At 71.6% G+C, this 11,208-nt stretch carries 10 protein-coding genes; all 10 read right to left on the bottom strand.

What is annotated here, in order from left to right; genetic code table 11:
* The coding region (locus ACIBMZ_RS28250; RefSeq protein ID WP_396698956.1) for an S-adenosylmethionine synthetase N-terminal domain-containing protein at positions 1-377 on the bottom strand (377 nt) is incomplete at its 3' end.
* 87 nt (positions 378-464) lie between these two features.
* A complete protein-coding gene (gene coaBC, locus ACIBMZ_RS28245; protein ID WP_396698954.1) occupies positions 465-1,676 on the bottom strand; it encodes a bifunctional phosphopantothenoylcysteine decarboxylase/phosphopantothenate--cysteine ligase CoaBC in 1,212 nt (403 codons plus the stop codon).
* A gap of 13 nt (positions 1,677-1,689) precedes the next feature.
* The gene (rpoZ, locus tag ACIBMZ_RS28240) at positions 1,690-1,953 is read right to left on the bottom strand and encodes a DNA-directed RNA polymerase subunit omega (RefSeq protein ID WP_007075826.1); all 264 of its coding nucleotides are present in this window, start codon (positions 1,951-1,953) and stop codon (positions 1,690-1,692) included.
* A gap of 52 nt (positions 1,954-2,005) precedes the next feature.
* Entirely contained in the window at positions 2,006-2,539 is a 534-nt protein-coding gene (locus tag ACIBMZ_RS28235) for a guanylate kinase (protein ID WP_396698951.1), read from the bottom strand.
* A gap of 25 nt (positions 2,540-2,564) precedes the next feature.
* A complete protein-coding gene (gene mihF / locus ACIBMZ_RS28230) occupies positions 2,565-2,882 on the bottom strand; it encodes an integration host factor, actinobacterial type (RefSeq protein ID WP_117229171.1) in 318 nt (105 codons plus the stop codon).
* Between the two features lie 171 nt (positions 2,883-3,053).
* Positions 3,054-3,890 carry an orotidine-5'-phosphate decarboxylase gene (gene pyrF, locus ACIBMZ_RS28225; RefSeq protein ID WP_396698949.1) on the bottom strand — a complete coding sequence of 279 codons (837 nt, stop codon included), beginning with the start codon at positions 3,888-3,890 and terminating at the stop codon, positions 3,054-3,056.
* A gap of 75 nt (positions 3,891-3,965) precedes the next feature.
* Complete coding sequence (locus ACIBMZ_RS28220; RefSeq protein WP_396698947.1) at positions 3,966-5,240, bottom strand: adenosylmethionine--8-amino-7-oxononanoate transaminase; 1,275 nt, start codon at positions 5,238-5,240, stop codon at positions 3,966-3,968.
* A 379-nt stretch (positions 5,241-5,619) separates the two neighbouring features.
* Complete coding sequence (locus ACIBMZ_RS28215) at positions 5,620-6,660, bottom strand: quinone-dependent dihydroorotate dehydrogenase (RefSeq protein ID WP_396698945.1); 1,041 nt, start codon at positions 6,658-6,660, stop codon at positions 5,620-5,622.
* Positions 6,657-10,028, bottom strand: coding sequence for a carbamoyl-phosphate synthase large subunit (gene carB, locus ACIBMZ_RS28210; RefSeq protein ID WP_396698943.1), 3,372 nt, complete (start codon positions 10,026-10,028; stop codon positions 6,657-6,659). Before carB ends, ACIBMZ_RS28215 begins: the two co-directional genes overlap by 4 nt.
* Positions 10,021-11,184, bottom strand: a complete 1,164-nt coding sequence (gene carA / locus ACIBMZ_RS28205; RefSeq protein ID WP_396698941.1) for a glutamine-hydrolyzing carbamoyl-phosphate synthase small subunit — start codon at positions 11,182-11,184, stop codon at positions 10,021-10,023. Before carA ends, carB begins: the two co-directional genes overlap by 8 nt.
* Positions 11,185-11,208: the final 24 nt, after the last annotated feature.

Below are 11,208 nucleotides of genomic sequence, written 5' to 3'. Positions count from 1 at the left end.
CCCTGCGCATCCAACGCCGACTCCGACGACCCCGTCCGCAACTCGAACGCGTTATCCACACCCTGCGCAATATCCGGCGACTGCGCCCCAATGGAAATACTCACCCCACACGACGCCCCATCGAAACCCTTCTTCGACGAGTCGTAGCCGATACCAAGAATGGTCTCGCGGACGATCGACGGAATGTCGGCGTACGCCTTCGTGGTCACCTCGCCCGCCACATGCACCTGACCAGTCGTGATCAGGGTCTCCACCGCGACGCGGCTGTGCGGGTCCTGGCCGAGCAGGGCATCGAGGATGCCGTCGCTGATCTGGTCAGCGATCTTGTCCGGGTGGCCTTCCGTGACCGATTCGGACGTGAAGAGGCGGCGTGTCACGGCACTCCTAAGTTTGGGACGTCGTTCCGCGGCAGTCTAGTCACTCACCGCCGAGCGCCGGGTCGATGGTCAGCAGGTGGATCGTGGTCAGGAGGAGCCGTCGGCGAGCCGGGCGACCACCAGGTCCCACACCCCGTCGGCGAGATCCTCCTTGGACTGTTCGGGCATCCGGGTGACCGAACCGTCCGCGCCGATGACGGTGGCCGCGTTGGTCTCGGCACCGAAGACCTTGTCCGTCCCGACCTCGTTGATCACGATGAGGTCGGCCCGTTTGCGGGCGAGCTTGGCCCGTCCGTTGGCCTCGGCGTCACCGGTCTCCGCGGCGAACACCACCAGCAACTGCTCCGGTCGGCGGCTCCGGCCCAGCTCGGCGGCGATGTCCGGGTTGGTCACGAGCGCGATGCTGGGCGCGGTGCCGTCGTCCGACTTCTTGATTTTGCCAGGCGCGTACGTCGCGGGACGGAAATCGGCCGGAGCCGCCGCCATCACCACCGCGTCGGCGTCGACGGCAGCCGCGAGCGTGGCGTCGCGCAGCTCGCCGGTGGTGCCGACGCGGACGATGTCCGCACCGGCCGGGTCGGGCAGCTCGACGTTCGCCGAGATCAGCGTGACCCGGGCACCCCGAGCGACCGCCGACCGCGCGAACGCGTACCCCTGCTTGCCGGAGGACCGGTTGCCGAGGAACCGCACCGGGTCCAACGGTTCGCGGGTGCCGCCGGCGGTGACGAGGACGTGCCGGCCGGCCAGGTCGGCGGGGGCGTCGACGCCCCGGCGGAGCGCGCGGCGGGCGACCGCGAAGATCTCGGCCGGGTCGGGCAGGCGGCCCTTGCCGGTGTCGGCACCGGTGAGCCGCCCCACCGCCGGTTCGATGACGAGTACGCCCCGGGCCCGCAGGGTCGCCACGTTGGCGACGGTGGCCGGGTGCTCCCACATCTCGGTGTGCATGGCCGGTGCCAGCACCACCGGGCAGCGGGCGGTGAGCAGGGTGTTGGTGAGCAGGTCGTCGGCGAGGCCGTGCGCGGCCTTGGCCAGCAGGTCGGCGGTGGCGGGTGCGACCACCACCAGGTCGGCCTGCTGACCGAGGCGGACGTGGGGCACCTCGTGCACGTCGGACCAGACGTCCTCGGCGACCGGCTGACCGGAGAGCGCCGCCCAGGTCGGCGCGCCGACGAACCGCAGCGCGGCGGCGGTCGGCACGACCCGGACCTGGTGGCCGGACTCGGTGAACCGGCGCAACACCTCACACGCCTTGTAGGCGGCGATGCCGCCACCGACACCGAGGATGATCCGGGCGCTCATCGACGCGCGGAGCCTACGGCTGGTCGGTCGGCTCGGCGGTGAGTAGGCCGGCGTTGATCTCGCGCATCGCGATCGAGAGCGGCTTCTCCTGCGGAGTCGTCTCGACCAGGGGGCCGACGTACTCCAGCAGGCCCTCGCCGAGCTGGCTGTAGTAGGCGTTGACCTGACGCGCGCGCTTGGCCGCGAAGATGACCAGCGCGTACTTCGACGTCGTCTTCTCCAGGAGCTCGTCGATCGGCGGGTTGGTGATGCCTTCGGGGTTGGCGATGGATCCCACGGATTAACCTCTGCGTCTTTCGCACGGACCGCGTGTCACGCGGTGCCGGCGCTCAACCGCGCGGACGCGGCCGGGCCGGAGCCAGGAATGAAGAACCGAGCAACCTTACCAGCTCGTCCACCACGTGCTCAGTGTGGTCATGCGACACGCTGCGGTCGAAAGCCGCCAGGGTGGCCGTACCCGGACGACGACCGGGCGGATGGAGTAGGACGAGACGCGCGTCGGGTACCACCGCGCGGACCAGCAGCGCCCCGTCGAGGTCGAGCGGGAGCAGGACCGGCGATCCGGCGGCGAGCCGGTCCCGGACCGGCGCCAGCTCCGTGCCACGCCGGTACGCCCCGATCCGGCTCCATTCCAGCAGTTCGCCCCGGGCCACCCGGCGGTCGAACTCCAGCGGGGCGAGGAAGTGCCGGTGGACGCCCTCCAGCTCGTCTTCCCGGCGGGGCCGGGTGGTGACCGCGAGCGGCGTCCACACAGACGGAGAACGCGCCCGGACCAGCTCGACGACACTCTCCCTACCGGCGCCGGATGGGCCGGCCAGGACAGTGAGCCGAGCCGCCGGGCGCGCCTCGTCATCCAAGCTCACTGCTTGTTTCTACACGCAGCCGTGCTCAGTTGGCGGCGAACTCCCCAAGCAGGGCCTTGCGCTGCTGTTCGCCGAGGCCACGCAGGCGACGGCTGTCGGCGATCTTGAGCTTCTCCATGATCTGGGTGGCTCGGATCTTGCCGATGCCGGGCATCGCCTGCAGCACGGCCGACACCTTCAGCTTGCCGACGACGTCGTCGGACTCGGCGCGCGCAAGAACGGCTCCGAGGGTGGTCTTGCCCTGCTTGAGCTGCTCCTTCAGCTCGGCACGGGCTTTGCGGATCTCCGCAGCCTTCTCCAGCGCGGCTGCGCGCTGCTCAGGGGTCAGTGACGGGAGCGGCACCAGTTCTCCTCAGGTCCCTATCGCGACGGGCGGGACGCACCGCCGCATCTGTGAAACGTGGTGTCGCTGTGAACCAAGGGGTTCCCAGCGCGGGGAAAACTAGCGGTCAACGGAGCTTTCGGCAACGTGGGCGCGCAATGATCACCGCAAAGTGACCGAGCCGTCAGTCAGTCATGACATCGTCAGGGCCGCCCGGCAGTCCGCCACGGCGCGCTCCGCGGCGGCCCGCAGCGTCTCCGGGCGTGGGCCCGCTCCCAACACCTCCCGGGAGTACGAGGGGAGCACCGAGGTAAGGGCCGAACCGAAGACGACCCGTAGATCATCGGCCGTGGCGCCCTGCGCGCCGAGCCCGGGTGCGAGCAGCGGACCGTTCACCGCGGAGAGGTCGCAGCCGGTCTCGCCGACCGTCGCACCGACCACCAGACCGAAACTTCCGAGCGGCTCCGCACCCGCGTTGAGCTGGGAAATCTCGTCGATGACGGTCTGCGCGACGGTGCGTCCGTCAGCACCGCGAGCGCGCTGGACCGAGGCGCCCTCGGGGTTGGAGGTGAGCGCCAGGACGAAGACACCGCCGCCGTGCTCGGCGGCCAGCTCGAACATCGGACCGAGCGAACCGACGCCCAGGAACGGGCTCGCGGTCACCGCGTCGACATACACGGGACTGGATGGATCGAGATACGCCGAGGCGTACGCGCGGACGGTCGAGCCGATGTCGCCGCGCTTGACGTCCAGCAGAACGAGCGATCCGGAATCTCGTAACTGTCGGATAGTTGACTCAAGTACTGCCACCCCTTGGGACCCGAATCGCTCGAAGAAGGCCGACTGGGGCTTGAACACCCCAACCCGGTCACCGAGGGCGTCCACCACGGTCCGGGCGAAGCGACGCAGCCCGTCGACGTCGTCGTCCAGCCCCCACTTGGCCAGCAGTTCCGGATGGGGATCGATCCCGACACAGAGTGGACCCCGCTCGTCGACCGCCCGGCGCAGCCGCGCCCCGAAGCTCTCCATCAGCCAGCCTTCCTCTCGTCCTCAACCTGTCGCGCTCGTCTACTCAACCTGCGTCACCGAACCGCGTCGACCTACTCAGCCCACCCTGATAGCAGCCGCGACACCGCTCGTCACCAGCGCCAGATCGGCGTCCGAGGTGACGTACGGCGGCATCGTGTAGACCAGGTCCCGGAACGGCCGCAGCCACACTCCCTGCGCCACCGCGGCGGCCGTGGCCGCGGCGACGTCCACCTCGTGGTCGAGCTGCACCACGCCGATCCCGCCGAGCACCCGCACGTCCGCCACACCCGGCGCATCGCGCAGTGGCTCCAGTCCGGCGCGCAGACCCCGTTCGAGCCGCGCCACCTCGCCGACCCAGTCCCCGGCCCGCAGCAGACCCAGCGAGGCGTTGGCGACCGCGCAGGCGAGCGGATTGCCCATGAACGTCGGGCCGTGCGCCAGGACCCCACCGCTCCCGATGCCCCGCGCCACCTCCGGCGTGCAGAGCGCGGCGGCCAGCGTCAGGTAGCCGCCGGTCAGGGCCTTGCCGACGCACATCACGTCCGGGGTGACCCCGGCGTGCTCGGCGGCGAACATCGTCCCGGTCCGACCGAAGCCGGTGGCGATCTCGTCGAAGATCAGCAACACCTCGTGCGCCCGGGTCACCTCGCGCAGCACCCGCAGGTAGTGCGGATGGTGGAAACGCATCCCGCCGGCCCCCTGGACCACCGGCTCGACGATCACCGCCGCCAACTCGTGGGCGTGCCGCTCGACCGCCTCCACCAACGCCGCCTCGTACGCCGGGTCCGGCTCGGACGCGAAGCCACCGGGCGGCACCGGGGCGAACACCTGCCGGGGCAGCACGTCGCCCCAGAGGTGGTGCATGCCGCCCTCGGGGTCACAGACGCTCATCGGGTGGAACGTGTCCCCGTGGTACCCGCCCCGCCAGGTGCCCAGCCGGCGGCGCTCCGGCCGACCGACGGCCCGCTGGTACTGCAGGCACATCTTCACCGCGACCTCGACGCTGACCGACCCGGAGTCGGCCAGGAACACGTGCGCCAACCCCTCCGGCGCCACCTCCACCAGGGTCCGGGCCAACCGCACGGCGGGCTCGTGGGTCAGCCCGCCGAACATCACGTGACTCATCCGGCCGAGCTGGTCGGTCACCGCCGCGTCCAGCACCGGATGCCGGTAACCGTGGATCGCCGACCACCAGGACGACATCCCGTCGACGAGCGTGCGGCCGTCGGCCAGTCGCAGCCGTACGCCCTCGGCCTCGGTCACCAGGTACGGCGGCACCGCCGGCGGCAGTGCCGCGTACGGGTGCCAGACGTGCGCCGCGTCGGCGGCGAGGATCTCCTCCGGCGTCATCCGCCCTCCCTGTCCACGCTGCCCGTGCCCACTCCCGCTCCCGCCTCCGGTAGCGGGAACTCGCCGTCCTCGCACCCGCCCCGCACTCCCCTGTGGCCCCTTAGCTCTGCGTCGACCCACGCACTGGTTCGCGGCCGGAACCGATGCGTGGGGTGACGCAGCGCAGGAGCGGCGGGCCGGCCTCTGGACGGGCGACCGGCCGGGCCCAGCGAACGGGCGGACGGACTCCGGGGCGGCGAGGCACGACGGTGTCCGGACAGAGGCGGGTGTCCGGGGAGAGGCGAGGGTGCCGAGGGTGGCGTGGTGGGGGCGGCGGCGCCCGGTGTTCGTGGCCGTCCGCTCCGACGGGAGCGGGGGTGGCGCCGCCGCCTCATCCGGTTCACGACCCGGTGGTGGCCGGAGCCGGGGCGACCGCCGCCGCGCGGGCGACCGCGCGGGGCAGGGCCGGGCCCCGGTAGATGAACCCGGTGTAGAGCTGGACCAGGCTGGCGCCCGCGTCGAACATCCGGGCGGCGTCGTCGGGGTCGACGATGCCACCCACCCCGATGATCGGAAGCCGGCCACCGGTCTCGGCGTGCACGAAGGAGACCACCTGCCGGGCGCGGTCGGCCAGCGGGCGGCCGGAGAGGCCCCCGGCCTCGGCCCCGCGGGCCTGGTCGGCCGGGGCGAGCCCGGCGCGCCCGAGGGTGGTGTTCGTGGCGATCACCCCGGCCGCCCCCCGGGCCAGGCAGACCTCCAGCAGTTCGGCGACGGCCGCGTCGGTCAGGTCCGGCGCGATCTTCACCAGTACCGGCTTCTCCCCCACCAACGCGGCCAGCAGCGCGTCCAGGTGGTCCCGGTCCTGCAACTCGCGCAGTCCGGGGGTGTTCGGCGAGGAGACGTTGACCGCGAAGTAGTCGCCGTGCCCACGCAACGCGCGGTACGACGCCCGGTAGTCCTCCACCGCCTCGTCGAGCGGCGTCACCTTCGACTTGCCCAGCGAGATCCCCAGCGGTACGCCGAGCGGACGGGTCAGTCCCGCCAGCCGGGCGGCCAGCGCCTCGGCTCCGGCGTTGTTGAAGCCCATCCGGTTGATCACGGCCTCGCTGTCCGGCAGCCGGAACAGCCTCGGCCGGGGATTGCCCGGCTGCGGGTGCGCGGTGACCGTGCCGACCTCGACGAAGCCGAAGCCGAGCGCCGGCCAGGCGGGCAGGGCCGCACCGTCCTTGTCCATCCCGGCGGCCAGGCCGACCGGGTTGGGGAACCGCACCCCGAAGACCTCTCGGGGCGCGGCCACCGCGTACCGGGCGCGCAGGGCCGCCAGCGCGACCGGCCGCCGGGACAGGGCGGCCAGCCGGCCCAGCGTCCACTCGTGCGCCGCCTCGGCGTCACCACCGCCGATGCGGAACAGCCCGCGCCGCAGCGTCCGCTCGAAGATCACCGGCTGGCCCGCAGGGTGGCGTGCAGGTCCTGCAACGGACGCACCTGCATGTCGCCCCGGATCAGGGCCTCGATGCCCATCACGGCCGCGGCGGCACCCGGCACGGTGGTGATGCACGGGATGTCCGCGGTGACCGCCGCGCTGCGGATCTCGTATCCGTCGGAGCGGGCGCTGGCCCCGGAGCCCTGTGGCGTGTTGATCACCAGAGCCACCCGGCCGGACCGGATCAGCGAGACCGCGTCGTCGTCGGCACCGGCCTCGTAGTGCTTGGCGGCCAGCTCGCAGGCGATGCCGTGGCGGCGCAGCACCTCGGCGGTGCCGGTGGTCGCCACGATCTCGAAGCCCAGGTCGGCCAGGCGCTTCACCGGGAAGATCATGCCGCGCTTGTCGCGGTTCGCCACCGACACGAAGATCTTGCCCTGGGTGGGCAGCGAGCCGTACGCGGCCGACTGTGACTTGGCGAAGGCGTGCCCGAAGGCGGTGTCGATGCCCATCACCTCGCCGGTCGACTTCATCTCCGGGCCGAGCAGCGAGTCCACCCCCTTGCCGGCCGGCGTGCGGAACCGCTTGAACGGCAGCACCGCCTCCTTGACCGCGATCGGGGCGTCCGGCGGCAGCGAACCACCGTCCCCGGTCGCCGGCAACATCCCCTCGGCCCGCAGCTCCGCCACGGTGGCACCGAGCGCGATCCGGGCCGCCGCCTTGGCCAGGGGCACCGCCGTCGCCTTGGAGACGAACGGCACGGTACGCGAGGCACGCGGGTTGGCCTCCAGGACGTACAGCGCGTCGTCCTTGAGCGCGTACTGCACGTTGAGCAGTCCGCGTACCCCGATCCCCCGGGCGATCGCCTCGGTGTACCCGCGGACCTGGGCCACGTGCGAACTGGCCAGGGTGATCGGCGGCAGCGCGCACGAGGAGTCGCCGGAGTGGATGCCGGCCTCCTCGATGTGCTCCATGATCCCGCCGAGGTAGACCTCCCCGTCGGCGTCGCAGAGCGCGTCCACGTCGATCTCGATGGCGTCGTCCAGGAACCGGTCCACCAGCACCGGGTGGTCCGGCGAGATGTCGGTGGCCCGCCCGATGTAGTCGCGCAGCGTCACGTCGTCGTAGACGATCTCCATGCCCCGCCCGCCCAGCACGTACGAGGGGCGGACCAGCACCGGGTAACCGATCTCGTCGGCGATCTCCTTCGCCTCCTCGTACGAGGTGGCGGTGCCGTGCGCGGGCGCCCGCAGACCGGCCCGGGCCAGCAACGACCCGAACGCGCCGCGCTCCTCGGCCAGGTGGATCGACTCCGGGGAGGTGCCCACCACCGGCACCCCGGCGTCCTTGAGCCGCTGCGCCAGCCCCAGCGGGGTCTGCCCGCCGAGCTGCACGATCACGCCGATCACACCCGGCCCGCCGGCCTCCCGACCGGAGGTGTCCTCGGCGTGCCAGACCTCCAGCACGTCCTCGAAGGTGAGCGGCTCGAAGTAGAGCCGGTCGGCGGTGTCGTAGTCGGTGGAGACCGTCTCCGGGTTGCAGTTGACCATGACGGTCTCGAACCCGCCGCCACCGGCCGGGCCCGTCGGCGCCTCCCGCAACGCCTGCACCGCGTGCACGCAGGAGTAGTCGAACTCGATGCCCTGCCCGATCCGGTTCGGCCCCGACCCGAGGATCAGCACCTTCGGCCGCCCCGAGCCGACCACCTCGGTCTCCGAGTCGTACGTGGAGTAGTGGTACGGAGTGCTCGCCTCGAACTCGGCGGCGCAGGTGTCCACCGTCTTGTAGACCGGCCGCACGTCCAGCCGGTGCCGCAGCCGACGTACCCCGTCCTCGGCGGCCAGCTCCGGACGCAGCGCGGCCAACTGCCGGTCGGACAGCCCGGCCCGCTTGGCCCGGCGCAGCAGTCCGGCGTCGAGCACCGGCGCGGCCACGATCTCGGCCCGCAGCTCGACCAGCCCGGCGATCTGGTCCAGGAACCACGGGTCGATCCCGCCGGAGGCGGCGCTGACCTCGGCGATCGAGGCGCCCAGCCGCAGCGCCCGCTCCACCGTGTAGAGCCGGCCGTCGTGCGGCATGCCCAGTGCGGCGAGCGTGTTCTCCTTCGTCGCGTCCGCCGGGTCGGGCTGGGTCCAGAACCCCGCCGCCTTGGTCTCCAGCGAACGCATCGCCTTGTTCAGCGCCTCGCTGAAGTTACGCCCGAGGCTCATCGCCTCACCGACCGACTTCATCGTGGTGGTCAGCTCCGGGTCCGCGCCGGGGAACTTCTCGAACGCGAACCGGGGGATCTTCACCACCACGTAGTCGAGCGTCGGCTCGAACGCGGCCGGCGTCTTGAGGGTGATGTCGTTGGGGATCTCGTCCAGCGTGTAGCCGATGGCCAGCTTCGCGGCGATCTTCGCGATCGGGAACCCGGTCGCCTTCGAGGCCAGCGCCGAGGAACGCGACACCCGCGGGTTCATCTCGATGACCACGATCCGGCCGTCGGCCGGGTTGACGGCGAACTGGATGTTGCAGCCGCCGGTGTCGACACCGACCTCACGCAGCACCGCGATGCCCAGGTCACGTAGGTCCTGGTACTCCCGGTCGGTCAGCGTCATGGCCGGCGCCACGGTCACGCTGTCGCCGGTGTGCACGCCCATCGGGTCGAGGTTCTCGATCGAGCAGACCACCACCACGTTGTCGTGGCGGTCCCGCATGAGTTCGAGCTCGTACTCCTTCCAGCCGAGCACGCTCTCCTCGATCAGCACCTCGTGCACCGGGCTGGCCTCCAGCCCGGCACCGGCGATGCGCTCCAGGTCGGCGTCGGTGTGCGCCATGCCCGAGCCGAGGCCGCCCATGGTGAACGACGGCCGGATCACCACCGGCAGGCCCAGCTCACCGACCGTCTCGCGGACCTCGTCCATCGAGTGGCAGACCCGCGAGCGCGGCACCAGACCGGCCGGGTCCTCGACACCGATGCGGACGCCGGCCTTGGCCACGATGTCCTTGAACAACTGCCGGTCCTCGCCGCGCCGGATCGCGTCGACGTCCGCGCCGATCAGCTCGACGCCGTACTTGTCGAGCACACCGGCCTCGTGCAACGCCACGGCGGTGTTCAGCGCGGTCTGCCCGCCCAGCGTGGGCAGCACGGCGTCCGGCCGCTCCTTGGCGATGACCAGCTCCACGAACTCCGGAGTGATCGGCTCGACGTAGGTGGCGTCGGCGAACTCCGGGTCGGTCATAATGGTGGCCGGGTTCGAGTTGACCAGGCTGACCCGGATCCCCTCGCTGCGCAGCACCCGGCAGGCCTGGGTACCGGAGTAGTCGAACTCGCAGGCCTGCCCGATGATGATCGGCCCGGAGCCGATCACCAGGATGTGCTTGAGATCGGTCCGCTTAGGCATTCGTACGCCCCTCGCTGTGGGTCCGGCCCTCGATCAACTCGGCGAAGCGGTCGAAGAGGTAGTCCGCGTCGTGCGGACCGGCTGCCGCCTCCGGGTGGTACTGGACGGTGAAGGCGGGCACGTCCTTGGCCCGCAGCCCCTCGACCACGTTGTCGTTGAGGCAGAGGTGGCTCACCTGCACGCCGCCGAACTCGGTCTCGATCACCTGGTCCGGCACCACCGCACCCGGCGTCACACCGGGCACCTCCACCGCGAAGCCGTGGTTGTGGCTGGTCACCTCCACCTTGCCGGTGACCCGGTCGAGGACCGGCTGGTTGATGCCCCGGTGGCCGTAGCCGAGCTTGTAGGTGCCGAAGCCGAGCGCCCGGCCGAGGATCTGGCTGCCGAAGCAGATGCCGAACAGCGGAATCCGCCGCCCCAGCACCTCGCGGGCCAGTCCGACCGGCCCGTCGGCGGTCGCCGGGTCACCCGGACCCGGCGAGAAGAAGACCGCGTCCGCCCCGGTGGCCAGCAGATCCTCGATGGTCGAGTGCGCCGGCATGACGTGCGTGGTCACCCCCCGCGCGGCGAGCCGACGCGGCACGTTGCGCTTGATGCCCAGGTCGAGCGCGGCCACCGTGAACCGGTGCTCGCCCTCGGCCTGCACCACGTACGGCTGCGCCGTGGTGACCTCGGCGGAGAGGTCCGCGCCGAGCATCTGCGGCGCCTCGCGCACCCGGGCCAGCAGCGCCCGGGGGTCGTCGTCCACACTGGAGATACCGACCCGCATCGCGCCCCGATCGCGCAGGTGCCGGGTCAGCGCCCGGGTGTCCACCCCGCTGATGCCGACGATGCCCTCGGTGGCCAGCCGGTCCTCCAGGCCACCGGTGGCCCGCCAGTTCGAGCTGGCCCGGGCCGGGTCACGCACCACGTACCCGGCCACCCAGATGCGCCGCGACTCGTCGTCCTCGCCGTTGACGCCGGTGTTGCCGATGTGCGGGGCGGTCTGCACGACGACCTGACGGTGGTACGACGGGTCGGTCAGCGTCTCCTGGTAACCGGTCATCCCGGTGTTGAAGACCGCCTCGCCGAACGTCTCCCCCACGCTGCCGTACGACTCGCCGTGGAACGTGCGACCGTCCTCCAGGACGAGGATCGCGGGACGCCTACGACTCACTGTGCCAGCCTTTCGTTCGCGACT

This window comes from Micromonospora sp. NPDC049900 (assembly GCF_044461025.1).
Taxonomy (GTDB): Bacteria; Actinomycetota; Actinomycetes; order Mycobacteriales; family Micromonosporaceae; genus Micromonospora.
Note: the sequence above shows the minus strand (reverse complement) of the source record. Positions and strands in the feature narration are given on the sequence as shown.

Excerpts from the sequence above, each read along its gene's own strand:
- ACIBMZ_RS28220 (WP_396698947.1), bottom strand. The coding sequence starts at position 5,240 with ATGACGCCGGAGGAGATCCTCGCCGCCGACGCGGCGCACGTCTGGCAC.
- pyrF (WP_396698949.1), bottom strand. The coding sequence starts at position 3,890 with ATGGAGAGCTTCGGGGCGCGGCTGCGCCGGGCGGTCGACGAGCGGGGT.
- carB (WP_396698943.1), bottom strand. The coding sequence starts at position 10,028 with ATGCCTAAGCGGACCGATCTCAAGCACATCCTGGTGATCGGCTCCGGG.
- coaBC (WP_396698954.1), bottom strand. The coding sequence starts at position 1,676 with ATGAGCGCCCGGATCATCCTCGGTGTCGGTGGCGGCATCGCCGCCTAC.